Origin of the sequence: Saccharothrix ecbatanensis, assembly GCF_014205015.1 — a bacterium.
Taxonomy (GTDB): Bacteria; Actinomycetota; Actinomycetes; order Mycobacteriales; family Pseudonocardiaceae; genus Actinosynnema; species Actinosynnema ecbatanense.
The window spans coordinates 3,080,172-3,104,652 of record NZ_JACHMO010000001.1 but is presented as its reverse complement, the minus strand read 5'-3'; the positions used below and the strand labels follow the sequence as shown (position 1 = coordinate 3,104,652).

The following is a 24,481-nucleotide window of genomic DNA, read 5'->3' as shown; positions in this document are numbered from 1 at the left end:
CACCTCGGTGGCCGGCCAGGCCGACTACCGCGACCGTTTCGGACGATGTTCAGGAGCGGGTGAGCAGGGCGTTGCACTCGAGTTGGAGCGCGACGTCGTGCCACATCGGGTGGTGCGGGGCGGCGTTGGAGCAGACGACCGAGCCCCACGCGCCGACCCGGGCGGCCTCGGTCGCGGCGGTGCGGCAGAACGCGGCGCCGACGGGGCCTTCCTCGAAGGCGCCGTGCAGGGGTGTGTAGCCGATCCAGCCCTCGCCGAACACCAGCGGCACGTCGGCGTTGGCGGCCCAGTCGGCGGCGGCGTCGATCCAGGTCGTGAGCTGTTGACGCATGGCGGTGCGGTGGGTGGCGTAGCGGTCGTAGAGCCACGCGTCCCACTTGTCGGGGTCGCACCAGTCGTGGACGTACACCTCTCGCCTGCCGACGATGGTGGCGTCCAGCCGCCGGCGGTTCTCCTGCGGTGGGAGCCAGTCGTCCAGGTCCGGAGCGCCGGGGCGCAGCAGTTCGCGGTGGGCACGCTCCTGGGGGAAGGGCCGGGTGGTGTCACGCAGGGCGAACGCGTCGAGCAGCTCGTCCAGCACGCCGTAGACGTAGGGGTGGAACACGGCCACGTCGACCGTGCGCGGGATGCCGCGCATCGACCCCACGGGAACGCCTGCGTAGTTGACGGTGACGGGATGGCCGGGGTGGCGTTGCTTGAACCGGGCGATCCCGCGTTCCAAACGGGGGCGCAAGGCGACCACGAGATCACCGTCGAGGCCGTCGGCGAGGTGTCCGGCCTGGACCTCGTTGTGCAGTTCGGTGAACACCACGCGGTCGTCCAAGCCGTGCTCGGCCAGGAAGTCGACCAGGTCGGCCAAGGCGTCGGCCAACGCCGCGGCGCGGTCCTCCGGGTCGATCGCCGTGATCGCGTCGAACCAGGGCCGATCCAGCGCGAACAACGGGCTCTGCTGGTACTCCCAGCTGGACAGGATGACGAAGCAGCCGTGCCGCCGTGCCGCCCGGAACAGCGCCAGCAGGTGGGCGTGGGCGTCGATGGTGGTGGGTGCGCCCACGTTGTACCACCGCACGCGGCTGCCGTAGCCGCCGCCCAACGGGCCGAGTCGCAGTGCGGAGGTGTCGATGCCGGAACCGAGCAGCAGCGGCATCGCGCAGATCCGCACGGTGTTGTAGCCCCGCTCCACCGCTTCGGCGAACGCCCGGTCGAGGTCTTCGAACGGCTCACCCGGCCCGGTGCGGGTGTACCAGGAGAAGTCCCACAGCGTGATGGTCAGCTTCTCCGGAGTCATGCCTTCACCGCCCCGGCGGTCAGACCTTCCAGCAACTGCTTGCGCAGCAGGAAGAACACCAGGAGGCTCGGCACGGCGGCCAGTACGGACCCCGCCAGCACCAGGTCGTACTGCCGTCCGGTGGCGCCGAACAGCGCCTGGATGCCCATGGGGAGCGTGTAGTCCTCCGGTTCGCTGATCACGATCAGCGGCCACAGCAGGCTGTTGTAGCTGTTGAGGAACGACCACACCCCCAACGCGCCCAACGCGGGTCGAAGCAAGGGCAGCACCACACGCCGGAACAGGCCGAACTCGGTGCAGCCGTCGATGCGGGCAGCGTCGAGGAGTTCGTCGGGCACTGCCTGCTCGGTGTACTGGCGCATCATGAAGATCCCGAACGCCGGCGCCACCCAGGGGACGACGAGGGCGAAGTACGGCTCGGTGAGCCGCGCCTTGGCGACCATGATGAACAGCGGCACGACGATCACCGCGAACGGCACGGCCAGCGAGCTGAACATGATCGTGAACAGGGCGTTGCGGCCGCGGAAGCGGTACTTGGCGAAGGCGAACCCGGCCAGCGAGCACAGCAGCACCGAGACCACCGTGGAGATGACGGCGACGACCGTGCTGATGGCGAACCAGCTCCAGAACGGCTGCGCCTCCAGCAGACCCCGGTAGTTGTCCAGCACGGCCGGGTTCGGCAGCAGGGCGGGAGGGTAGGAGAAGATGTCGGCGCGGCTCTTGAACGACGACGACAACGCCCACAGCAGTGGCAGCGCGAAGACCAGCAGCAACGTGACGAGGAAGGCGTAGAGCAGCAGTCGGCCGCCGAACGGACGGCGTGCGGTCAGGGTGCTCACCGGTGGTCCCTCCCCACGCCGAGCAGGCGGTTGGCCAGCAGCCCGACGCTCACGACGACGATGAACAGCACTACACCGGCCGCGGCGGCGTAACCGAGCTGCTGACGCTCGAAGCCCGCGCGGTAGACGAACATCGCCACCGACAGCGTCGCCTCGCCCGGCCCTCCCCGGGTGAGCAGGAACGGTTCCTCGAAGATCTGCGCGGTGCTGACCAGCACCGTCACCGCGACGAACGCGGTCACCGGCTTGAGCGCGGGCAGGGTGACGTCGGTGAACCGGCGCACCGGTCCCGCGCCGTCGATGGCGGCGGCCTCGTACAGCTCGCGCGGCACGTTCTGGAGCCCCGCCAGGAAGAACACGGTCAGGTAGCCGGTCCAGCGCCACAGCACGAGGACGACGACGGCGACCTTGGCCCACGTCGGGTCGCCGGTCCAGTCGATGCCGCCGAACCCGAACACCGCCTTGAGCGCGCCGTTGACGATGCCGAACTCGGTGTCGAAGAACAGGCCGAACACCAGCGTGATCACGATGGGGGAGATGACCACCGGCATGAAGAACGCCAGCCTGAACACGTCCCGCCCGCGCAGGCCGCGGGCGTTGAGGGCCTGGGCGATCAGCAGCGCCGCGGGGACCACGACCAGCAGCGTGAACACCACGTACAGCGCGGTGTTGCCCATCGACGTCCAGAAGCTCGCGTCGGTCAGCAGGTCGGTGTAGTTGCGCAGGCCGACCCACTTCGGCGTGCCCAACCCGGCCCACTCGGTGCAGCTCAGGTACAGGCCGACGAGGATCGGCACGGCCATGAACAGGCCGAACAGGACGAAGAACGGCGAGATGAAGGCGTACGGCGCCGCTTCGCGCTGGTGGCGCGACCACCACGAACCCGGCGCGGGTGGCGGGGCGCCGGGCTTGGCCCGCTCACGTTCGAGGGTCGGGGTGCTCATCGCTTCGCCTGCTGCCGGTAGGCCGCGATACCCGCCTGGATCGCGGCGCGGGGGGACGTGCGTCCTCGCAGTGCGTCGAGCACCGGGCCGCCCAGCACCGCGGCCAGCACCTGCATGCCCGCGGCCTGGTGGAACAGCGGCAGGTCGTCGGCCGCCGCGGAGTAGACGTCGAACACGCGCTGGCCGCCGAGGTAGTCGTCTTGGACTGCCAGCAGTTCGGGGTCGCGGTACAGGGGGCGCAGCGTCGGCAGGTAGCCGCCCGCGTGGTAGCGCAACACCTGTCCATCGCGCGTCAGGTAGACCCGGCGCAGGAACTCCAGCGCCGCCTGCGTGGCCGGCTTGTCCTTGACCACGGTGAACGCGGTGCCGCCCAGCGTGGTGGCCAAGTGCCCGCCGCCGGCGAACCTCGGCAGCGTGCGCATGCGCCACCGACCTTTCTGGTCGGGCACGTTGGCTTGCAACCCGTAGGCGTTGTACCAGTTCGGCATGGCGGTCGCGGCGAGTCGCCCGGACTTCAGCGCGGCGGCGCACGCGCTGCCGTACGGGTCGGGCAGCGCCAGCAGGAATCCGCTCTTCACCCCACGCGCCAGGAACTCCAGCACCTCGACCGCCTCGGGCGAATCGAGCACGAGCGCGCCGGACTCGTCGAACACCCGGCCGCCGCGTTGCAGCAGCATCTGCGTGAAGCCGTTGACGATCGCGCCGTTGTCGCCGACGGACACCATGCCCAGGCTGACCTGCTTGTCGCGGGCCAGCCGCTCGCCGTGCTCCGCCAGCTCCTCCCACGTGGCGACGTCCTCGGGCACGCCGTGCTCGGCGAGGACGTCCTGCCGGTAGTACAGGACGGTGATCGAGTTGTCGGAGTCCAGGCCGTAGGGCTTGCCGCCCACCGAGTACGGGGCGAGCTTGAGCAGGTCGTCGCCCATAGGCGCGACGGTGTCGGTGAGGTCCACGAACAGGTTCTCGGCGATCGCCGAGCCCATGACCCGGGGGAACTGGTCGATGACCACGCCCGCCAGGTCCGGGGTGTTCCCGTCGGCCACGGCCTGGGCGATCACGCGGGTGACGATGTCGCCCGGCGCGACGGAGGTGGTCCGGGGCTGGAAGGTGAACGCGGAACCGCTCGTGATGGCCGGGTCGCCGGCGGCCCGGGTGAACGCGGTGACGTAGCCGGGGTCGTGGGTCCAGATCCGCAGGTCCACCGCGCCCGAGGTGATCGGGGTCGTAGAGCGGGACCCGCACGCCCCCAACGCACCCACGGCCGCTGCGCCCAGCGCGCCGCGCAGCAGGGCACGCCTGGTGAACGGGTTCCTCGCCGCGTTCACCACAGCTCCACCCGGGCGCGGCGCACCAACCGGACCGATTCGACCCGTGCGGTGTCCAGCGCGGCCTTGTACCGGGCGCGCACCGAGTGGTCCACGTACACGGCGCTGTCCGGTGGACGGGGCAGGACCTTGATCTCGACGCCGTGCTCCACCACCTGGTCGGCGAAGCGGCGCAGGCCGATCTCCCACTCGGGGCCGTGCCAGAAGTGGTCGGCCACGAGCCGTTCCCCGACGTACGCGCGGGCCACGTCCCCGGTGTAGTCGAGCACCAGCAGCACTTCGTCGTCGCCGTGCAGCGCTTCGGCGGGCACGTCGACGCGGACGACGGCGGCGTGCTCGAAGTCCTGCTCCAGCGGCGCCGAGGCCCGGTGCCGGGGACCGCCGGTCCGGGTCGGCGGTGCCTGCGCCTCGGCGCGCACCGGTTCGGCGCGCACCGGTTCGGCGCGCACCGGTTCGGCCACCGGTTCGTGCGAGGTCCGCGGCACGGTGAGGCGGACCCGCGTGAACGCGCCGTGCGGTTCCCCGGCGACCTGCTCCGGCGCGGGCAGGAACGACACGTCGAGGTGGTCCGCCGTCGTCTCCACCCAGGCCGTGTCCCCGTCCACCACCAGGGGTTCGTCGCAGAGCACCAGCGCGTCGATCCCGTCCACGGTGACGCGTTGCAACCGCAGGCCGTTCTCCTCGTCCAGCACCAGCAGTCGCGCCACCTCGCCGTCGGTGGTGGTGGCGGTGACCACGGCGCCCGGCCCGGGAATGGCGACGGTGACGACGCCCCGACCGTCGACCGGAGCCCCTTCCACCCGCGTCCCCGCAGGCATGGCGAACTGCGGTGTGATGCCCGCGGTGGCGACGAACACGGCCGTGAGCACGCCGTCCACGGTGAACCGGCCCACCGGCATCGCGCTGGCCCAGGCCAGTTCGACCCGGCCGACGCGGTGACCGATCGGCCAGGCGAAGGAGGCCCCGGACGGGATCGTCACGCCCTCGGCGGGCAGCCGCACGGTCCGGTCGCCGAGCGCCACCTCGAAGCGCACGTCGTGGTGGTCGGGCAGCTGCTCGTGCGGTTGGTGGTTGGTGACGAACAGGAACGCCGGGCCTCCGCTCCACCGCACCGACCAGCGCGGAGTGCGCCGGTCGTCCAGGCTCGACGGCCGCTCGTCGGGCAGGTGCAGTCCGGCGGGGGCGAGGTCGACGCCGCAGTCGCGCAGGAACAGGTGCTGGAGCCGCAGCGCCGCGAACGACGGCCGCACCTGCCCGTACTGGCCCAGCGGCGCCTGGAAGTCGTAGTCCACCACGGGGAGGTCGTTGGGGTAGCCGCCGGCGTGCGACTCCTGGTTGGTGGTCGTGAGGTCCAGCCGTTGGGAGCAGCCGTGGTAGAGGTAGTAGCCCTGCCACGCCGACCCGCTCGCCAGCTTGGCCAGCGCCAGGGCCGACACGTCGGCCGCCGGGATCAGCGGCCTCCGGTGGTAGGCGATGGCCATGCCGCCGCCCACCTCGCACGTCGCGTACGGGTAGCGCGTGTCGTCGGAGCCGCTGCCCTGCGGCGCGGTGGTGCGCAGGTCGGCGCCGATGGCGTGGTCGTCCCGGATCGGGGTGGGGAAGTAGTGCCGCCGCACCTCGCGCGCCCACCCGTCGAAGGCGTCCTCCCAGAACGCCTCGGGGTAACCGCCGTAGACGGGGAGGACCACGTCGGGCGGGAGTCGTGCGGCGCCCCAGCCGGTCGCCGTCCACAGGGGTGCGTGGATGCCCACCTCTTCGGCGAGCGCGCGCAGCGTGGCCAGGTGACCCGGCTGGTCGTACAGCTCGTTCTCCACCTGCACCGCGACGACGGGACCGCCGTCGCCCCACCACAGCCCGGCCAACTGCTCGGCGATCGCCGCGTAGTACGGCCGCACCAGCGCCAAGTACGCGCCGTCGTCGGTGCGCGGTGCGCAGTCCACATCGGACAGCCAGTCCGGGAACCCGCCGTTGCGGCACTCGCCGTGCGACCACGGGCCGATGCGCACCGACACGGCGAGGCCGAGTTCGGCGCACAGCCCCACGAAGCGCCGCACGTCGCGGTTGCCGTCGAAACGGAGTCGCCCGCGGACTTCCTCGTGGTGGTTCCAGAACAGGTAGGTGGCGACGAGGTCGATCCCACCGGCCCTCATCAGCAGCAGCTCGCGCCGCCACAGTGATTCGGGGAAGCGGCTGAAGTGGAACTCGCCCATCACGGGCAGCCACGGGCGTCCGTCCCGGCTCAGCGCCCGGCTGTCCACCCGGACGGGTCTGGCGTCGTCAGGCGCCGTGCCCATCGGCAGGTGTCCCACCAGCGGTGGACCGGGATCGTGGGCGTGCAGCGAGAGCATGTGCGCTCCTGGGCTCCGGTGGTCGGCGGCGGGTTCATCGTGGGCAGTGGCCACTCCGGGTGTCAAGAATTATTCATAATTAATGAGGACTTGCTAGGGTGGGGTCATCACAGCGGGAGGCAACATGGCGCGCTACACCGGCCGCGGCGTGCACTACCAAGTCGTGCAGGACATCGGCTCGCGCATCGTGAGCGGGCAGTACGCGCCCGGTGACGTCCTGGACCTCCGGGCGCTCGGTGCGGAGCTGGACGTCAGCCTCACGGTGCTGCGCGAGGCGCTGAAGGTGTTGACCGGCAAGGGTCTCGTGGACGCGAGGCAGAAGCGCGGCACCTTCGTGCGCCCCCGCACGGCGTGGAACCTGCTCGACAACGACGTGATCGACTGGCGCATCGACGGCGGCGACGCCGACCGGGTCCTGCGCGACCTGGCGGACCTGAGGTCGGTCATCGAACCCGCGGTCGCCCACCGCGCGGCCCTGCGGCGCACCGACGCGGATCTGGAAGCCCTCGACGCCGCGTTGGCGGCCATGGCCTCGGCCGGTGGCGACCCCGCGGCAGCCGCGGAAGCCGACGCGGCCTTCCACCGCGCCCTGCTCACCGCCACCGGCAACGAGCTTTTCGCCCGGATGGACCTGCTCCTGGAACCCGGCCTGCGCGCCCGCGACCGGCTGGTGCACGCCCACTCGGGCGCCGACGACCCCGTGCCCAGCCACCGGGCCGTGCTCGACGGCGTGCGCGACGGCGACGCGCCGCGCGCCGAACTGGCCATGCTCGACCTGCTGGCCAAGGCGTTGGAGGACATCGACACCATGGCCGCCCGTGCGGAGCACCGGTGACCGGGCCGCTGACCGGCCGCGTGGCCGTGGTGACCGGCGCGGCCAACGGCATCGGCGCGGCCACCGCGCACCGGCTGGCCCGTGACGGCGCGGCCGTCGCCCTGCTGGACGTCTCGCCGGAGGCCGACGCCGTGGCGTCCGCGATCACCGCCGCGGGCGGACGTGCGATCGCCCTGCGCTGCGACGTCAGTTCGGAGGCCGACTGGGCCGACGCCGTGCGGGCCTGCCGCGAACGGCTGGGAGCGGTCGACGTGCTGGTGGGCAACGCCTACACCGTCGACGTGCGCCCGGCTCACGAGACCACGGCGCAGTCCTGGGAACGGCAGCTCGCGGTCAACCTCACCGGCGCTTTCCTCGGTGTCCGCGAGTGCCTGCCCGACCTGCGGCGCGACCGGCGTGGCGCGATCGTGCTGGTCTCCTCCGTGCACGCCCTGTTCGGACTGCCCGGCCGTGCCGCCTACGCCTCCACAAAGGCCGGCCTCACCGGGCTGGCCCGCCAGCTGGCCGTCGAGTACGGCGCCGAGGTCCGGGTCAACGCCGTGCTGCCCGGTCCCGTGCTGACCGCCGCGTGGGACGACATCGGCGAGGACGAGCGGCGTGCCAGCGCCGAGCAGACCGTCGTGCGGCGTCTGGGTCGTCCCGAGGAGGTGGCCGCCGTGATCGCCTTCCTGGTCGGCGACGACGCCTCGTTCGTCACCGGCGCCTCGGTGCCGGTCGACGGCGGGTGGAGCGTCTACAAGACCTCGTCCTGACCGCACCCCGACCCCGCACCCCGACCCCGCACCCCGACCAGCACCGCACCCCGACCAGCGAGGAGCGCACCGCGTTGAAGATCACCGCCGTCGAGACCTTCCTGGTCCCGCCCCGCTGGTTGTTCTGCCGCGTCAGCACCGACGAGGGCGTCACCGGCTGGGGTGAACCGGTCGTGGAGGGGCGCGCGGAGACGGTGCGCACGGCCGTCGCGGAGCTGTCCGACCTGCTCGTCGGCGCCGACCCGGGCCGCATCGAGGACCTGTGGCAGCTGATGACCAAATCCGCGTTCTACCGCGGCGGCCCGGTCCTCTCCAGCGCCGCCGCCGGCATCGACCAGGCCCTGTGGGACATCCTCGGCAAGTCGCTGGGCGTGCCCGTGCACCAGCTGCTCGGCGGCGCGGTCCGCGACCGGGTCCGGGTCTACGGCTGGATCGGCGGCGACGAGCCCGCCGAGGTCGCCGACGCCGCCGCCGCGCAGGTCGCCGCCGGGCTGACCGCCGTGAAGGTCAACGCGAGCGGTCGGATGAGCCCCGTGCCCACCCGCGCCGAGACCGCCGCCGTCGTGGACCGCGTCGCCGCCGTGCGTGAGGTCATCGGCGACGACCGCGACGTGGCGGTGGACTTCCACGGTCGCTTCACCACCGCCGCCGCGCTGCGGGTGCTGCCCGAGCTGGCGCCGCTGCACCCGCTGTTCGTGGAGGAACCCGTCCTGCCCGAGCACCGCGAGCGCCTCGCCGACGTGGTCCGGGCAAGTCCGGTGCCCATCGCCTGCGGCGAGCGCCTGTACTCACGGGCCGACTTCCTGCCCGCGCTGCGTGCCGGCGTGGCGGTGGTGCAGCCCGATTTGTCCCACGCCGGCGGCATCTCCGAGGTGCGGCGCATCGCCTCGCTGGCCGAGGTGCACGACGCGCTCCTGGCGCCGCACTGCCCGCTGGGGCCGATCGCGCTGGCCGCCAGCCTCCAGGTCGCCTTCGCCACCCCCAACTTCCTGATCCAGGAGCAGAGCATCGGCATCCACTACAACACCGGCACGGAACTGCTCGACTACGTGCTCGACCGCGCCCCGTTCACCTTCCACGACGGTGCCGTGCGCCGCTGGGACGCCCCTGGCCTGGGGATCGAGGTCGACGAGGACGCGGTGCGCCGGGCGGACGCGGTGGGGCACCGGTGGCGACCGCCGGTGTGGCGGCACGCGGACGGGTCGTTCGCGGAATGGTGACGAGGAACGGACGAGGAATGCGGCTGATCGAGGCACTGCGCGCCCACCGGCTCATGGCGATCATCCGCGGGGACGACCCCGTGACCTGCGAGCGCATCGCCGCCGTGCTGGTGGACAACGGCATCTCCGTGCTGGAGGTGTCCCTGACCTCCACCGACGCGCTCGAGGTGATCGAACGGGTCGCCGCCGCGGTCGGCCCGGACGTCCACGTCGGTGCGGGCACCGTCCTGACCGCGGACGACGCTCGCCGGGCGCGGGACTCGGGTGCGACCTTCACCGTGACCCCGGCGCTGGGGGAGGGCGTGCGCGCTTCGGTCGAGCTTGGACTTCCTGTCCTGGCGGGAGCGCTGACCCCCACCGAAGTCCTCGCCGCGCACCGTGCGGGAGCCACCGCGGTCAAGGTCTTCCCGGCTTCCTCGCTCGGACCGGGGCACGTCGCCGCGCTGCGTGCGCCGTTCCCCGACATCCCGCTCGTCCCGGTGGGCGGTATCGGCGTCGATGACGTGGCGCGGTACCTCGACGCGGGCGCCGTCGCGGTCGGGGTCGGCGCACCTCTCACGGGCGGCGACCCGACGGGCCTGGCGGCACGGGTCCGGTCGTTCCTGGCGAACGCGAGCCGGTCGTGATCGACGCCGTCGTGCTCGGCGAGACCATGATGTCGCTGCGGTCGACCGGTGGCTGGCGGCTCGGCTCGACCGCCACCACGTCGATCGCCGGAGCCGAGAGCACCGTGGCCATCGGCCTGTCCCGCTTGGGGCACACCACCCGCTGGGTGGGCCGCGTCGGCGCGGACGAACCCGGCGAACTGGTGCTGCGCACACTCCGGGCCGAGGAAGTCGACACCTCGGCCGCGGTCCGGGACGAGGACGCGCCCACCGGGCTGATCCTGTTCGAGCAACGGACACCGGACGTCACCCGCGTCCTGTACCACCGCCGCGGGTCCGCCGGCTCGCGCCTGACCGCGCAGGACGCGCTCACCGGGTTGACCGGCGGCACGCGACTGCTCCACGTCACCGGCATCACCCCCGCGCTGGGCCCCGGGCCGCTGGCCGCGGTGCACGCCGCCGTCGACCACGTGCGCGAGTCGGGCGGCCTCGTGTCGTTCGACGTCAACCACCGCAGCCTCCTGTGGTCCGCGCGCGAAGCGTCACGGGTGCTCACGCCTCTCGCGCGCAAGGCGTCCGTGCTCATCGGATCGCCGGCCGAACTCGACCTCGTCGGCGGCGGCGACCACGTCGTCACCAAGCTCGGCGCGGACGGGGCGCGGGTCCGCACCCCCGACGGCAGCTGGACCGCCCCGGCGTACCGCGTGCGAGTGGTGGACCCCGTCGGCGCGGGCGACGCGTTCACCGCCGGCTACCTGTCCGGCGTGCTCGACGGACTGCCCCCGGCGGACTGCCTGGCGCGGGGCAACGCCACCGGCGCCTTCGCCGTCATGACGACCGGCGATTGGGAAGGGCTTCCGACCCGGGCCGAGCTGCCGCTGCTGGACCTGGATCGCGGCTCGACCCTGCGCTGAGCGCTTCGTCGAAACGGGGTATTGGGGTGCGAGCGAAGTCATGTTAGCGTTAACACCGTGCTTGATCGACAGCTCTGCGGGTGAAGTCGCGGCCGCGACGTGCCCCAGTGCGGCAAAGTCGGTCGGCGATGCGCGATGCCGCCGAGCGCGGGGCCGGAGTCCCACTCGAGCCGCAGCGGACCAGACTCGCACTTCGCAGATTGGACGTGATCGCCATCGAGATTTCACGCAGTGGTCGACCGGCCCTCATGGCGCGGCCCGCGCATGAGATGGGAAGGCGCCGTGGTCGGGGCCGGATGGCCCTCCGCGGCATCCTTGCCGCCGGTGTGCTCGTGGGTTCCGCGGTGATCGGCGTGCCACAGGCGAGCGCCGCGAACCCGATCATCCCCGACCGGTTCGTCGCGGACCCGTCCGCGCACGTGTTCAACGGACGGGTGCACCTCTACCTCACCGACGACCAGACCAACAGCGGCACCTACTGGGACTCGAAGTCGTGGCGGTCCTACTCGTCGTCGAACCTGGTGGACTGGACCGACCACGGCGACGTGTTCTCGATCGCGGGCTTCTCCTGGGCGAGCCGGTACGCCTGGGCGCCCGGCGCGGCGGAGCGGAACGGCCGCTACTACCTCTACCTCCCCGTCGACCGCACGAAGATCGGTGTGGCGGTCTCGTCGTCCCCGACGGGTCCGTTCACCGACGCCCGCGGCAACCCGCTCGTCGACCAGGCCCGGGACACGAACGTCGGCGACGAGCCCATCGACCCGATGATCTTCACCGACAGCGACGGTTCGTCCTACATGTACTTCGGCACGAGGACGCCGAAGGTGGTGCGGTTGGGCGCCGACATGGTGTCCACGTCCGGACCGATCACCGACGTCCGGGTGACCGGCTCGACGGTGTACGGCGAGGCGCCTCACCTGCACAAGGTAGGCAGCACCTACTACTTCACCTACTCGACCGGCTGGCCGGGCCAGATCCACTACGCCACCGGCACGTCACCACTGGGCCCGTTCACCTATCGCGGCGTCGTCCTGGACTACGTCAACGTGAGCACGAACCACCAGTCGATCGTGCAGTACCAGGGGGAGTGGTACATCGCCTACCACAAGAACGCCCGCACCGGCGGCGGCGGGTACAAGAGGTCGGTCGTGATGGATCGCCTGCACCACAACGCGGACGGCACGATCCGCACGGTGGTGCAGACCGCGGGCGGTGTGGGTCCGTTCTCGACGTTCACCGCGCAGCACAGCGGCCTCAGGCTCGACACCTCGGGTTCGTCGGTCCGGCAGGCGACCGCGTCGACCGCGCAGGCGCAGCACTGGCAGTTCCGCGCCAAGCCGGGCGGTTACGTCGAGGTGATCAACCGGGCCACCGGCTCGTGCCTGGACGTGTCGAGCAGTTCGACCGCGGACGGCGCGAGCGTGTTGCAGTACGGCTGCCACGGCGGCAACAACCAGCAGTGGACGGTGCGTCAGCTCGACGCGACCACCGTGTCACTCGCCAACCGCGCAAGCGGCAAGTGCCTCGACGTCCCCTCGTCCAGCACGGCCAGCGGCACCTTGCTCATCCAGTGGACCTGCAACGGCGGCACGAACCAGCGTTGGCGCCAGGCGCCTGCCTGACGGAGTCGCAGCACGAGAAGCCCCGCCGCCGCGTCACCGCGCGCGGCGGGGCGGCGCTGCGCTGTGGCGAACGACCAACTGGGTCGGAACCAGGCCCGCGTCGGCGTCGGTTGCTTCGCGGCGGATCTGCTGGAGCAGGCGCTGGACGCAACGCCGCCCCACTTCGGCGAAGTCCTGGTGGACCGTGGTCAGCGGTGGGATGAAGAAGGCCGAGTCGGGGATGTCGTCGAACCCGACCACGCTCACGTCGTCGGGCACGCTGCGGCCGTGCTCGTGGAAGGCCCGCAGGACGCCCAACGCCATCTGGTCGTTGGCGGCGAACACGGCGGTGCACCGCGGCTGCTCGGCCAGTCGCAGACCGGCCTCGTAGCCGGACGCGGCCGACCAGTCGCCCTGCTCGATGCGCGGAACGCGGCGGCCGGCCTCCTTGAGGGTCGTGCGCCACGCCTCGGCACGGCGTTCGGCGGCGAATGACCCGGTCGGGCCGGCGACGTGCCAGACCGTGCGGTGCCCCAGGTCCAGCAGGTGGCGAACGGCCTGCCGGGCGCCGTCGTACTGGTCGCTGTCGACCACCGCGTAGTGGTCTCCCGCGTCGGAGTCGACCACGACCAGCTGCACACCGGGTGGCAGCGTCACCGTGGCGGTGTCCAACAGGTGCACCTCCATGATCACGACGACACCGTCCACCGCGAGCTCTTCCAGGCGGGTGAACGCTCCGAGGACGTCGTCCTGGGTCGGCCGCGCGACGGGGATGAGCGTGATCGCGTAGCCCTCGGCGGCGGCGTGGTCGGCGATCGCCTCGACCGTGCGGCTGTTGCCGGTGCTGGACAGGGTGAACAGCACGACGCCGATGGTCCGGAACTCGCCCATCCTCAGCGCCCGTGCGGCGCTGTTCGGCCGGTAGCCCAGCTCTTTCATGGCGGAGAGCACGCGTTCACGGGTCGACGGGATCACCCGCGGGTGACCGGTGGAAACCCGGGACACCGTCTGCGACGAGACGCCGGCCAGTCGCGCCACGTCACCGATGGAGACCGCGCGTTTCGCACGACCTCTCCTCGTGGGCGGATCCGGTGGAGGTGTCGCTCCGGGCGGGGTCTCTGCGGCGCTCATCGCCTGTCACCTTTCTCGACGGGGCGCCTGGTCCTGACGCGATCCGGGTCTTGACGATCCTGTGGCGCGGGTGACACTATCAGCGCCATGTTCACGTTAACATGGTCCGCCTGATCGTGGCGTGACCCTGTAGTGGACGGACTCCTCGGTGATCACCGCTCTATCGGGAGATGGTCGCCGTGCACCACCACCATGTTGACGTAAACATGCAGGCAACGGTCACGCCGACGCCACTCATGACCCACTTCGAACGTCAAGGAGCAGCAGTGGTTCCTCACCCCGCGCCTCGCTGGCTGCGCCGGCCGCACTCCGCCGCGGCGCAGCTGGCCTTCGGCGCCGACTACAACCCGGAACAGTGGCCTGCCGAGGTCTGGGCCGACGACATCCGGGCGATGCGGGCGGCCGGGGTGAACATCGTCTCGCTGGGGATCTTCTCGTGGGCCCGGATCCAGCCCTCCCGGGACGTCCACGACTTCGCCTGGCTCGACACCGTGATGGACCTGCTGCACGCGGGAGGCATCGCCGTGGACCTCGCCACGGCGACCGCCTCGCCGCCGCCCTGGTTGACCGCCGAACACCCGGAAGTCCTTCCGGTCGACCGGAACGGCGCGACCGTGTGGCCGGGCGCGCGCCAGCACTGGCGGCCCACCTCGCCCGTCTTCCGCGAGCACGCGCTGCGGTTGGTTCGCACCATGGCCGAGAGGTACGCGGACCACGCGGCGCTGGCGGCCTGGCACGTGTCCAATGAGTTGGGCTGCCACAACATCTACGACTACTCCGACGATGCGGCGCGTGCGTTCCGAACGTGGCTGCGGGCTCGTTACGGCACGTTGGACGGCCTGAACTCCGCCTGGGGAACGGCTTTCTGGTCGCAGCACTACAGCGACTGGGACCACGTCCTGCCTCCCCGGCAGGCGGCGGCACACCCGAACCCGACCCAGCAGCTGGACTTCAAGCGCTTCTCCTCCGACGCCCTGAAGGACTACCTGCGGGCGGAGCGCGATGTCCTGAGGGCCGTCACCCCCGACGTGCCGGTCACGACCAACTTCATGGTCATGCGCGGCATCAAGGGCATGGACTACGCGGACTGGGCGCACGAGGTCGACTTCGTCTCCAACGACCACTACGTGCACCCCGGACCGCAGGCGCTCGACGAGCTGTCGTTCTCGGCGAACCTGACCGGCAACCTGGCTCCGGGACGCCCGTGGTTCCTGATGGAGCACTCGACCAGCGCCGTCAACTGGCAGCCGGTCAACCTCGCGAAACGGCCGGGCGAACTGGCCCGCGACTCGCTGACCAACGTGGCCCACGGCGCCGACGCGGTGTGCTTCTTCCAGTGGCGGCAGTCGGTGGCCGGCGCGGAGAAGTACCACTCCGCGATGTTGCCGCACGCCGGCGAGGACAGCGAGGTCTACCGATCCGTCGCCGAACTCGGCCGGACCCTGCGGGAACTCGGTCCCGTCGCGGGTTCGGTGCGCCGCCCGGCGCGTGCCGCCATCGTGTTCGACTGGCAGTCGTGGTGGGCGTCCGAACAGGACTCCCACCCGACCTCCCGCTTGGACTACCGGCAGGAAGCGCTCGACTGGTACTCGGCCTTCCTCGACCTCGGCGTCCGCGTCGACGTGGTGCCCGTGGACACGCCGCTCGACGGGTACGACGTCGTCATCGCGCCGGTGCTGCACGTCGTTCCGGCGACGCTGGCCCAGCGCCTGACCGCGTACGTCGCCGGTGGGGGACACCTCGCCGTGACGTACTTCTCCGGCATCGTCGACGAGAACGACCACGTCTGGCCGGGCGGCTACCCCGGCGCGCTGCGGGAACTGCTGGGCATCCGGATCGAGGAGTTCGGGCCGCTGCCCGACGACCGGCGGGTGGACCTGGACAACGGCACGACGGGCACGATGTGGACGGACCGCATCGACGTCACGGCGGCCGAGGTGGAGGTTCTCGCCTGGTACAAGTCCGGCGACCACGCGGGCCGAGCCGCGATCACCAGGCGGGTCACGGCGACCGGATCGGCCACGTACGTCTCCACCCGCCTCGGGGCAACGGGCCTGCGTCCGGTGCTGACCGAGATCCTGGACGCAGCCGCCGTCCACAGTGAACTCCCGGTGGAAGTCCGAGGCCTGGTCGAGCTGGCCGTCCGCGGTGACCACGACACCACCTTCTGGTTCCTGATCAACCGCACCGACGAACCGGTCGAGGTCTCCGAGCCGGGCGGAGACATCGTGATCGGCCCTGACGTGGCGGCCGGACAACCGCTTGCCCTCCCACCTCGTGCGGTCGCCGTTCTACGACGTCCCACCGAGTAAACCGACACCCGCCGTCGCCGCGACCATCCGCTCGGCACGGTGAAGATCCGACCAACTCCTGATTGGACAGTCCGTGAACACGATGAAGTGGCTCACAAGGGCCGTGATCGCAGTGATGGGGGCGGGCCTGCTGGCCTTGCCGGCCGTCCCCGGCCAAGCCGTCAGCCCGACACCTCGAACGCTCTACCAACTGCCGTCGAACGCGCAGTGCACCAAGGGTCTCGGCAACTGCGCGATCTACTCCAAGGCGGCGGCGCTCCCGAGCGGACGCCTGGTCGCCGGTTTCGAGAGGGCGCTCGTCGGCCCCACCGGAACGGCGGTCGGGCAGGTCATCCCGGTGTACCGCAGTGACGACGACGGCACGACGTGGCAGCCGCTGTCCGAAGTCCGGGCGCCGGCGTACATGTCGAGCAACCCCGCGCACGCGAAGTACACGAGCAACTGGGGGAGCCCGTTCTTCTACGTCCTGCCCCAGAACGTCGGCAGCCTGAGCGCCGGCACGTTGCTGCTGTCGACGACGGTGACGGGTGAGGACCACTACTACACCGAGCAGAAGGCCGCGAACCCGAACTGGGTGCCGACGAACGACGGCGACCGCCGTGACATGGCGACCGCCCTGTACTCCAGCACGGACCAGGGCGCGTCCTGGACCTTCCTCAACATCATCACCACCGCCGGTTGGCAGGGCGGCAGCGCCGGGGCCATCGGTCAGCGCATCGCGCGCGCCAACACCTACCGCCAGGTCGACCCCGTGTGGGAGCCGTACCTGATGGTGTACAACAACCAACTGGTCGCGTACTACTCGGACGAGAACGACTTCACCGGCTACAACACCTCGACCGGTGTGCTGACCATGCGGGCCGACAACGCCACGGCAGGGGACTCGCACGGGCAGGTCATCGCCCACCGCACCTGGAACGGCAACTCGTCCAGTCCCTGGAGCGCGCCCGTGCTCGACGTCGCGGGGTACACCCACAGCGTCGGCGGGGTCAACCAGATCGGCGGCGGACGTCCGGGCATGCCGAACGTCGTCCCGACCACCGACGGCCGGTGGATGATGACGTACGAGTACTTCGGCGGCGGCGACAACGTGCGCTACAAGATCTCGTCCAACCCGCTGGACTTCTTCTCCGTCGGTGGTGAGGCGGGCACCAACATCAGCGCACTCCCGGTCACGGCTGGGTCTCCGGCACTCACGACGGGCGGAAGCCCGGTCGTCATCCGGCTTCCCGACGGCAGGCTGATGTTCAACGCGTCAGGCAGCGGTGACGTCTGGGTCAACCCGAGCGGCAGCAGCACGGGGGCCTGGACGCGGCAGCACACCACCATCGACGCGGGCTACTTCCGCAACCTGACGCACGTGCCCCGCACCGGCCGAGTGCTGATCCTGTCGGGCGCGGGCACCATTCGGCACGCCGACATCGACTTCGGACGTTCCGCCGGGGCGTACTACAAGCTGGTCAACCGGCAGAGCGGCAAGGTGCTCGACGCGTTCGGCGCCGACCTGGCCGACGGCGCGAACCTCGTGCAGTGGGCGGACAACGGCGGCTTCAACCAGCACTGGCACGTGACCGACATCGGTGGCGGCTACCGGTCGCTCCTCAACCGCAACAGCGGCCGCGCCGTGTCCATCTACGGAGCGAGCACCGCCGACGCCGCGAGGGCCGCGCAGTGGGTGCAGAACCTGGCGCCCGACCAGGCTTTCACGCTCGAACCGGTCGGCGCCTACTACGAGATCCGCGCCCGTCACAGCGGCAAGCTGCTCAGCGTCGGTGGCGGATCGACCGCCGACGGCGCGGAGGTCATCCAGTGGCCGGACGAGAACCGGCTCGAACAGCAGTGGTCGCTGGTCCAGGTGGCCGGCTGACCGACGTTCCGCGCATCGGCCGCGGGTGTGCCGCCCGTCCGCGGTTCTCAACCCGGTGAACACGACTGCGCGGCCACCTGCCCCTCGGCCGCGCAGTCGTGCCGTTGACCCCGTGCGACCTGGCCCGTCGTTCTCCTGGGAAATGAGGATCACGTGTTCGGAAGGATCAACAGGGACACCATCCGCGCGGTCAGGCACCGCCGTCGTGGCTCCGCTCTCGTGGCCGTGCTCGCTCTGCTCGCGGCGACATTGCTCCAGCTCGTCGGCGCCACCCCCGCCGCCGCGCTCAGCGGCGCGTGGCCGAAGGTCGGCGCGGGCGGCGCTGACGTCTACGACGACGGAGCCGAGAAGTATCTCGCCTACCACTACTACGACGCCAACGCGAACGGGTTGGGGAAGCTGGACATCCGTCACATCTCGATGGCCAACGGGTGGCCGGTCCTGTCGGGGCCGCTCGATTTCAGGAACAACCACCTGGTCAACCAGAACAGCGACCACTGCGCCGACGTGTGGTTCAACAGCACCGCCGACGGCGGCTACTTCACCCTCTCCGACGTCAACAGCCGGCAGTGCCTCGAAATCGGCGCGTTCTCCACGGTCTCCGGGACCGCACTGACCCAGTACAGCTGCAACGGCGGCGCCAACCAGCAGTGGTTGCTGGTGTAGGACCACCATGCCCGGCCGCCCGCCGTGACGACAGCGGCGGGCGACCGGCGACGCATCCAGCCCTTCCCGCACGACTCCGTGAAAGGCCGTCCCATGCCCTCCGACAGACGACCGCGCCGCACCCTCGCGGCGCTGGTGGTCGCAGCCGCGACGCTCGCCGGCTGCGGTTCCGCCGACGAGCAGCCGACCGGTGCGGCAGCGGTGCCGGCAGCGCTGGAACAGCCGACCACGCTGACGTTCTGGACGTGGGTGCCCAACATCGAGAAGGCGATCGACAGGTTCGAGACCGCCCACCCCAAGATCAAGATCGACGTGGTCAACGCCGGCCAGGGCCCGGACCACTACCTCAGACTCCAGAACACGCTCGACACGAAGATCGGCGCCCCTGACCTGGCGCAGGTCGAGTACTTCGCCCTGCCCCAGTTCGCGACCTCCGGCAAGATCGCCGACCTCACCCCATACGGCGTAACGGACTTGAAGGACCGGTTCACCGCTTCGGCGTGGTCGCAGGTGCTGGTCGAGGACCGGGTCTACGGCATTCCCCAGGACACCGGGCCGATGGTGATGTTCTACCGCAAGGACGTCTTCGACCGGCTGGGCCTGGAACCACCCACCACGTGGGACGAGTACCGCCAGGCGGGTCAGCGCATCAAGCGGGAGGAACCCGGCACCTACATCGCCTCGCTGGACCCCGTCGATTTCGGGACGGTCGGCGGCCTGATCTGGCAGGCCGGGGGAAGGCCGTTCACCAACCGGCCGAACAAGTCGGTCGGGGTCAACCTCACCGCGGACGCCGGCGTCGACGCGTTCGCCGAGGTGTGGGGGTCGATGCTGGCGGAAGGCGCCGTCGAGCCCGCCACCCAGTGGACCGACGAGTGGTGGAAGGCCATGGCCGAGGGTCGGTACGCCACCTGGGTCGCCGGTGCGTGGGCGCAGGCGAACCTGGAGAAGTGGATCCCGGAGACCAGCGGGCAGTGGGCGGTCGCCCCGATGCCCCGGTGGGACCCGGCCAAGCCGACGGCCGCCGAGCACGGTGGGTCCTCGGTGGCCGTCACCGCCGTCAGCAAGCACAAGGCGGCCGCGGTCGCTTTCGCGCAGTGGCTCAACTCCGACCCCGAGGGCGCGGCCTCGCTCAACGCCGACGTACGCCTGTTCCCGGCGACCAAGGCGTTGCTGGAAGACCCGGCGTTCCGCGAGCAGCCCGCTCCGTTCTTCGGCGGCCAGCCCGTCAACCAGGTCTTCGCCGAGGCCTCGCGCGGGGTGTCCGCAGACTGGCAGTTCCTGCCCTACCAGGCGTACGCCAACACGGTCTTCGACAACACCGTCGGCAAGGCGATCAGCGGCGAGTCGGACCTCGGGACGGGTCTGGGGAAGTGGCAGGAGTCCATCACCCGCCACGGCCGGGAAAACGGCTTCACCGTGTCGAGTCCTTGACGACTCATCCGACCGTGCGCTCCAAGGAACAAGGCATACCGCACTCATTCTCGACAGGAGAGACGATGACGTCCATCTCGGTGCCGGTCCAGGCTCCGGCGGCACGGTCGGCGCGCCCCGCCCGTCGCCTGCGCCCCGATCGGAAGGGCTGGTTGTTCGTCGCGCCGTTCCTGGTGGTGTTCGCGCTGGTGTTCCTGGCTCCGATCGTCTACGCGATGTGGTTGAGCCTGTTCCGGGAGCAGGTGTTCTTCGGCGGCACGGAGTTCGTCGGGTTGGACAACTACGCGGCGGTCCTCACGGACGCGAAGTTCTGGGAGTCGTTCCTGCGGGTCCTGCTGTTCCTGGTGGTCCAGGTGCCGGTCATGTTGCTGCTGGCGCTGGTGGCGGCGTTGGCGATCGACAGCGCCCGGCTGCACGCGTCCGGCTTCTTCCGGGTCGTGATCTTCCTGCCCTACGCCGTGCCCGGGGTCGTCGCGGTCCTGATGTGGGGCTTCATCTACGGCGACAACTTCGGCCTCGCGGCCGACCTGAACGAGTGGCTCGGCCGCAAGGCCGTCGTGCCACTGTCGGACGACTGGATCCTCCCGTCCATCGGCAACATCGTGACCTGGGAATTCGTCGGCTACAACATGCTGATCTTCTACTCCGCGTTGAAGGTCGTCCCGAACGACCTGTACGAGGCGGCGGCCATCGATGGCGCGGGGACGATGCGCACGGTCCTGAGCATCAAGCTGCCCGCGATCCGCGGCGCGGTGGTGATCGCGACGATCTTCTCGATCATCGGCAGCTTCCAGCTGTTCAACGAGCCCAACATCCTGCGCGCCCTGGCGCCCAACGTGATCAGCACCTTCTACACACCCAACATGTACGCCTACAACCTGTCCTTCGGCGGCCAGCAGTACGACTATTCGGCCACCGTGGCGATCGTCATGGGCGTCATCACCGCGATCATCGCCTACGTCGTGCAGCTGCGCGGCACGCGGAAGGGTGTGTGAGCACCGTGCAGACCCCGCAATCGTCCTTCCTGCGGCCCCGCAAGTCCGTCGTGCTCACGATCCTCATGTCGCTGTTCCTGGTCTACACGCTGGTGCCGCTGGCGTGGCTGCTGATCAGCGCGACCAAGACACAGCCGGCGCTGTTCAACACATCGGGTCTGTCCTTCGGCGACTCGTTCGCGCTGTTCGACAACATCGTCGAGACGTTCACCCACGACGACGGGATCTTCCTGCGCTGGCTGGGCAACACCCTGCTGTACGTCGTGGTCGGCGCGGGCGGCGCGACCATCCTCGCGACGGCAGCCGGGTACGGCATGGCCAAGTACCGCTTCCCGGGCCGCCGCGCGGTGTTCGCCGTGCTGCTGGGCGCCATCGCCATCCCCGGCACCGCCTTGGCCGTGCCGACGTTCCTCATGTTCAGCAAGCTGGGGCTGACGAACACCCCGTGGGCGATCATCATCCCGTCGCTGATCAGCCCGTTCGGCCTGTACCTGGTGTGGGTCTACGCCGTCGAGGCGGTCCCGGACGAGGTGATCGAGGCCGCCCGCATCGACGGCGCCGGCGAGGTGCGGATCTTCCTCACCGTCACGCTGCGGCTGCTCCTGCCGGGCGTCGTGACCGTCGCCCTGTTCGCCGTCGTGTCCACCTGGAACAACTACTTCCTGCCGCTGATCATGCTCAGCGAACCGGACTGGTACCCGCTGACCGTGGGCCTCAACCAGTGGAGCGCCCAGGCCGCGGGAGTCGGCGCGGAACCGATCTACCACCTCGTGATCACCGGATCGGTGCTCACCATCATCCCGCTCGTCGCCGCATTCCTCCTGCTCCAGCGCTTCTGGCAGTCGGGGCTGAGCGCGGGCAGCGTCAAGCAGTAACCCTTCTCACCGCCGCGAAAGGACTCCACCCATGTCACCCATCAGGCGCAGCCGCAAGGTGGCCATAGTCTTGGCCGCCGTTGTCGCCACCACGCTCTCGGCCTGCTCCTCCAGCGACGGCGGCACCACGTCCGGCGGCGCGACCGGCACGCAGGACGCGGTCGACGCCGCCCTGCGCGAAGGCGGCGAGATCACCTACTGGAGCTGGACCCCGTCTGCCAAGACGCAGGTCGAGGCGTTCCAGAAGGAGTTCCCCAACGTCAAGGTCAACTACGTCAACGCCGGCACCGGCAACGACCACTACACCAAGCTCCAGAACGCCATCAAGGCCGGTTCCGGCGCGCCGGACGTGGCCCAGGTCGAGTACCAGGCGCTGCCGCAGTTCGCGTTGACCGGCTCGTTGGCGGACCTCGGCCAGTACGGCTTCCAGACGTTCGAGGACGACTACACGCCCTCGACGTGGAACTCGGTCAAGGTCGGCGGAGGTCTGTACGGCCTGCCACAGGACTCCGGCCCCATGGCCCTGTTCTACAACAAGGAACTCTTCGACCAGCACGGCATCACTGTCCCCAAGACCTGGGACGAGTACGTCGAGGCGGGCAAGAAGCTGCACGCCGCCGACCCGACCAAGTACATCACCAACGACACCGGTGACGCGGGCTTCGCCAACAGCATGATCTGGCAGGCCGGCGGGCGGCCCTTCAAGACCGATGGCAAGTCGGTGACGATCGACCTCCAGAACGAGGGCACCAAGAAGTGGACCTCGGTGTGGAACCAGCTCGTGGAGCAGAAGCTGGTGGCGCCCATCTCCAGCTGGTCCGACGCCTGGTACAAGGCGCTGGGTGACGGCACCGTCGCCAGCCTGGTCAGCGGCGCGTGGATGCCCGGCGTGCTGGAGTCGTCGGTCAAGGACGGCGCGGGCAAGTGGGCCGTCGCCCCGGTGCCCACCTACGACGGCGGCACCCCGGTCACCGGTGAGAACGGCGGCAGCGCGCAGTCGGTGCTCAAGCAGAGCTCCAAGCCCGCGCTGGCCGCGGCGTTCGTGCGCTGGCTCAACAACGGCAACGGCGTCAAGCCGTTTGTGGACAGCGGCGGCTTCCCCGCCACCAAGGCCGACCTGGAATCGCCCGCCTTCAAGGACGAGGAGACGCCCTACTTCGGCGGGCAGAAGGCCAACCACATCCTGACCGCGGCCGCCGGACAGGTCTCGACCGACTGGTCCTACCTGCCCTACCAGATCTACGCCAACACGATCTTCGGCGACACCGTCGGCAAGTCCTACGCAGGCGGCACCGCGCTCGACACCGGTCTGGCCGACTGGCAGAAGGCACTCGTCGACTACGGCAACCAGCAGGGCTTCACCGTCAACACCGGATGAGCGCGGACGGACGCCCGGCGATCTCATCGCCGGACGTCCCGTCACCGTTGTCACGAGCAGGTCGCCGGTACCCCCTACAGCTTGCCCGCACCAGCGCCCGCGGTCACGATCGCGGGCACGGCCTTGCACGGTTGGAGGTGGTACCGGTAGGGGATCTTCGCGACGGTGCCGCGGGTGAGCGGCGTGCCGGAGTCGGCGAAGCAGTTCTTGCGGGACACCAGGTTGCCGGGTTGGGTGCCGACCACGTCGAGTTGGAAGGGTCGGGCGACGCCCTGGAAGTAGTTGCCCTCGGCCAGGATGCCCGCGTCGGAGCTGGACCTGACGCCGTACTTGCTGCTGTTGACGTAGTAGTTGTTGTAGACGTGTGCCGGGTCGCCGAAGCGCACCCAGGGGTTGCGCTCGACGGTGCGGTCGAAGAAGTTGTGGTGGTAGGTGACCTTGAGCCGCCCGATGTCCTGCGCGCCGTTGTCCGGGTTGTGCCCCACGAGCATGTTCTTGCCGTGCGTGCTGTGGTTCCACGAGACGGTGACGTACGACGAGCCGCGTTTGACGTCGGCCGCGCCGTCGAAGCCGCTGACGAACGTGTTGTGGTCGATCCAGACGTGGTGGGAGAACATCTGGACGTTGATCGCGTCGTCGGCCCAGTCGTCGAAGGTCAGGTTCTGCACGATGACGTTGTGGACCGCGTCGGCCGGCGGTTCGGTGATGGCGTTGTCCACGGGCAGCCCGATGTTCAGGCCGCCGCCGGTGAGGCCGGCGTCGGTGCCGAGTCCGATGATGGTCTTGTCCGAGGTGACGTCGTGCATCGGGCCCGGCAGGTCGATCACCCCGTCGACCCTGATGATCAGCGGACCTGGCCGGGCGATCGCGGCCAGGAATCCGTCCGCCGTGTCCACCGTGACGGTCGGGCCGCCCGCGCCGCCGGTGGTGCCGTCCTGACCCCACGCAGAGACGGCGGCGAAGCCGTTCGCTGAGCCGACGGCCCCCGTCTCCCGTGTGGGGCCTGCGCCCGCGGCGGTCGGAGCGAGTGTCGCGATCGTCCCGGCGACGAACAGGCCGACCGCGCAGGTGACCAGCGAGCCGCGTCGCCGTAGTCGGCCGTTGAGCTTGGCGTGTTCCATGGTGTGCCCCTCCTTGGTGCGTGGGCTCGTC

At 70.3% G+C, this 24,481-nt stretch carries 20 protein-coding genes; 13 read left to right on the top strand and 7 right to left on the bottom strand.

Annotated features, from left to right (window positions below):
- Positions 1–49: 49 nt before the first annotated feature.
- From F4560_RS13320 to F4560_RS13300, 5 genes are read right to left on the bottom strand one after another with little or no spacing between them, the layout of a single operon-like run.
- Entirely contained in the window at positions 50–1,288 is a 1,239-nt protein-coding gene (locus F4560_RS13320) for a cellulase-like family protein (RefSeq protein WP_184919957.1), read from the bottom strand.
- Positions 1,285–2,127, bottom strand: a complete 843-nt coding sequence (locus F4560_RS13315; RefSeq protein WP_184919955.1) for a carbohydrate ABC transporter permease — start codon at positions 2,125–2,127, stop codon at positions 1,285–1,287. The genes F4560_RS13320 and F4560_RS13315 overlap by 4 nt, the downstream gene beginning before the upstream one ends.
- Positions 2,124–3,071, bottom strand: a complete 948-nt coding sequence (locus F4560_RS13310; protein WP_184919953.1) for a carbohydrate ABC transporter permease — start codon at positions 3,069–3,071, stop codon at positions 2,124–2,126. Before F4560_RS13310 ends, F4560_RS13315 begins: the two co-directional genes overlap by 4 nt.
- Entirely contained in the window at positions 3,068–4,396 is a 1,329-nt protein-coding gene (locus tag F4560_RS13305; RefSeq protein WP_221483474.1) for an ABC transporter substrate-binding protein, read from the bottom strand. The genes F4560_RS13310 and F4560_RS13305 overlap by 4 nt, the downstream gene beginning before the upstream one ends.
- Positions 4,393–6,744: a beta-galactosidase gene (locus F4560_RS13300; RefSeq protein WP_184919951.1), complete on the bottom strand. Its 2,352-nt coding sequence runs from the start codon at positions 6,742–6,744 to the stop codon at positions 4,393–4,395. The genes F4560_RS13305 and F4560_RS13300 overlap by 4 nt, the downstream gene beginning before the upstream one ends.
- A gap of 124 nt (positions 6,745–6,868) precedes the next feature.
- Between F4560_RS13300 and F4560_RS13295 the strand changes: the two genes are divergently transcribed.
- The 6 genes from F4560_RS13295 to F4560_RS13270 all read left to right on the top strand — a co-directional run bounded on the left by F4560_RS13295 (position 6,869) and on the right by F4560_RS13270 (position 12,692).
- Positions 6,869–7,579, top strand: a complete 711-nt coding sequence (locus F4560_RS13295; protein WP_184919949.1) for a FadR/GntR family transcriptional regulator — start codon at positions 6,869–6,871, stop codon at positions 7,577–7,579.
- On the top strand, positions 7,576–8,331 hold the full coding sequence (locus F4560_RS13290) for an SDR family NAD(P)-dependent oxidoreductase (protein WP_312869295.1): 756 nt from the start codon (positions 7,576–7,578) through the stop codon (positions 8,329–8,331). Before F4560_RS13295 ends, F4560_RS13290 begins: the two co-directional genes overlap by 4 nt.
- Positions 8,332–8,405: 74 nt before the next feature.
- Entirely contained in the window at positions 8,406–9,551 is a 1,146-nt protein-coding gene (dgoD, locus tag F4560_RS13285) for a galactonate dehydratase (RefSeq protein WP_184929124.1), read from the top strand.
- A 17-nt stretch (positions 9,552–9,568) separates the two neighbouring features.
- Complete coding sequence (locus F4560_RS13280) at positions 9,569–10,177, top strand: bifunctional 4-hydroxy-2-oxoglutarate aldolase/2-dehydro-3-deoxy-phosphogluconate aldolase (RefSeq protein ID WP_184919947.1); 609 nt, start codon at positions 9,569–9,571, stop codon at positions 10,175–10,177.
- Positions 10,174–11,070: a sugar kinase gene (locus tag F4560_RS13275; RefSeq protein WP_184919945.1), complete on the top strand. Its 897-nt coding sequence runs from the start codon at positions 10,174–10,176 to the stop codon at positions 11,068–11,070. The genes F4560_RS13280 and F4560_RS13275 overlap by 4 nt, the downstream gene beginning before the upstream one ends.
- Positions 11,071–11,366: 296 nt before the next feature.
- The gene (locus F4560_RS13270) at positions 11,367–12,692 is read left to right on the top strand and encodes an RICIN domain-containing protein (protein WP_184919943.1); all 1,326 of its coding nucleotides are present in this window, start codon (positions 11,367–11,369) and stop codon (positions 12,690–12,692) included.
- 33 nt (positions 12,693–12,725) lie between these two features.
- Here the strand turns inward: F4560_RS13270 and F4560_RS13265 are convergent, their stop codons facing one another.
- Positions 12,726–13,802 (bottom strand): LacI family DNA-binding transcriptional regulator, encoded by a 1,077-nt coding sequence (locus tag F4560_RS13265; protein WP_184919942.1) that lies wholly within the window; start codon positions 13,800–13,802, stop codon positions 12,726–12,728.
- A 266-nt stretch (positions 13,803–14,068) separates the two neighbouring features.
- Here F4560_RS13265 and F4560_RS13260 point away from each other — a divergent pair, with 266 nt between their 5' ends.
- From F4560_RS13260 to F4560_RS13230, 7 genes are all read left to right on the top strand, one after another.
- On the top strand, positions 14,069–16,114 hold the full coding sequence (locus tag F4560_RS13260) for a beta-galactosidase (RefSeq protein ID WP_312869294.1): 2,046 nt from the start codon (positions 14,069–14,071) through the stop codon (positions 16,112–16,114).
- A gap of 82 nt (positions 16,115–16,196) precedes the next feature.
- Positions 16,197–17,981, top strand: a complete 1,785-nt coding sequence (locus tag F4560_RS13255; protein WP_221483473.1) for an RICIN domain-containing protein — start codon at positions 16,197–16,199, stop codon at positions 17,979–17,981.
- A gap of 153 nt (positions 17,982–18,134) precedes the next feature.
- Positions 18,135–18,647, top strand: a complete 513-nt coding sequence (locus tag F4560_RS46125; protein ID WP_221483472.1) for an RICIN domain-containing protein — start codon at positions 18,135–18,137, stop codon at positions 18,645–18,647.
- Positions 18,648–18,740: 93 nt separating this feature from the next.
- Positions 18,741–20,081 (top strand): ABC transporter substrate-binding protein, encoded by a 1,341-nt coding sequence (locus F4560_RS13245; RefSeq protein ID WP_184919937.1) that lies wholly within the window; start codon positions 18,741–18,743, stop codon positions 20,079–20,081.
- A 65-nt stretch (positions 20,082–20,146) separates the two neighbouring features.
- Positions 20,147–21,076 carry a carbohydrate ABC transporter permease gene (locus F4560_RS13240; protein WP_184919935.1) on the top strand — a complete coding sequence of 310 codons (930 nt, stop codon included), beginning with the start codon at positions 20,147–20,149 and terminating at the stop codon, positions 21,074–21,076.
- A 65-nt stretch (positions 21,077–21,141) separates the two neighbouring features.
- Positions 21,142–21,951 carry a carbohydrate ABC transporter permease gene (locus tag F4560_RS13235; protein WP_184929121.1) on the top strand — a complete coding sequence of 270 codons (810 nt, stop codon included), beginning with the start codon at positions 21,142–21,144 and terminating at the stop codon, positions 21,949–21,951.
- 31 nt (positions 21,952–21,982) lie between these two features.
- The gene (locus tag F4560_RS13230) at positions 21,983–23,329 is read left to right on the top strand and encodes an ABC transporter substrate-binding protein (RefSeq protein ID WP_184919933.1); all 1,347 of its coding nucleotides are present in this window, start codon (positions 21,983–21,985) and stop codon (positions 23,327–23,329) included.
- Positions 23,330–23,403: 74 nt separating this feature from the next.
- Here the strand turns inward: F4560_RS13230 and F4560_RS13225 are convergent, their stop codons facing one another.
- Positions 23,404–24,450 carry a pectate lyase family protein gene (locus F4560_RS13225; RefSeq protein ID WP_184919931.1) on the bottom strand — a complete coding sequence of 349 codons (1,047 nt, stop codon included), beginning with the start codon at positions 24,448–24,450 and terminating at the stop codon, positions 23,404–23,406.
- Between the last annotated feature and the right edge of the window lie 31 nt (positions 24,451–24,481).

Excerpts from the sequence above, each read along its gene's own strand:
- F4560_RS13240 (WP_184919935.1), top strand. The coding sequence starts at position 20,147 with ATGACGTCCATCTCGGTGCCGGTCCAGGCTCCGGCGGCACGGTCGGCG.
- F4560_RS13245 (WP_184919937.1), top strand. The coding sequence starts at position 18,741 with ATGCCCTCCGACAGACGACCGCGCCGCACCCTCGCGGCGCTGGTGGTC.
- F4560_RS13225 (WP_184919931.1), bottom strand. The coding sequence starts at position 24,450 with ATGGAACACGCCAAGCTCAACGGCCGACTACGGCGACGCGGCTCGCTG.
- F4560_RS13310 (WP_184919953.1), bottom strand. The coding sequence starts at position 3,071 with ATGAGCACCCCGACCCTCGAACGTGAGCGGGCCAAGCCCGGCGCCCCG.
- F4560_RS13265 (WP_184919942.1), bottom strand. The coding sequence starts at position 13,802 with ATGAGCGCCGCAGAGACCCCGCCCGGAGCGACACCTCCACCGGATCCG.
- F4560_RS13255 (WP_221483473.1), top strand. The coding sequence starts at position 16,197 with ATGAAGTGGCTCACAAGGGCCGTGATCGCAGTGATGGGGGCGGGCCTG.
- F4560_RS13280 (WP_184919947.1), top strand. The coding sequence starts at position 9,569 with ATGCGGCTGATCGAGGCACTGCGCGCCCACCGGCTCATGGCGATCATC.
- F4560_RS13300 (WP_184919951.1), bottom strand. The coding sequence starts at position 6,744 with ATGCTCTCGCTGCACGCCCACGATCCCGGTCCACCGCTGGTGGGACAC.
- F4560_RS13320 (WP_184919957.1), bottom strand. The coding sequence starts at position 1,288 with ATGACTCCGGAGAAGCTGACCATCACGCTGTGGGACTTCTCCTGGTAC.
- F4560_RS13270 (WP_184919943.1), top strand. The coding sequence starts at position 11,367 with ATGGCCCTCCGCGGCATCCTTGCCGCCGGTGTGCTCGTGGGTTCCGCG.
- F4560_RS13235 (WP_184929121.1), top strand. The coding sequence starts at position 21,142 with ATGTCGCTGTTCCTGGTCTACACGCTGGTGCCGCTGGCGTGGCTGCTG.
- F4560_RS13295 (WP_184919949.1), top strand. The coding sequence starts at position 6,869 with ATGGCGCGCTACACCGGCCGCGGCGTGCACTACCAAGTCGTGCAGGAC.
- F4560_RS13230 (WP_184919933.1), top strand. The coding sequence starts at position 21,983 with ATGTCACCCATCAGGCGCAGCCGCAAGGTGGCCATAGTCTTGGCCGCC.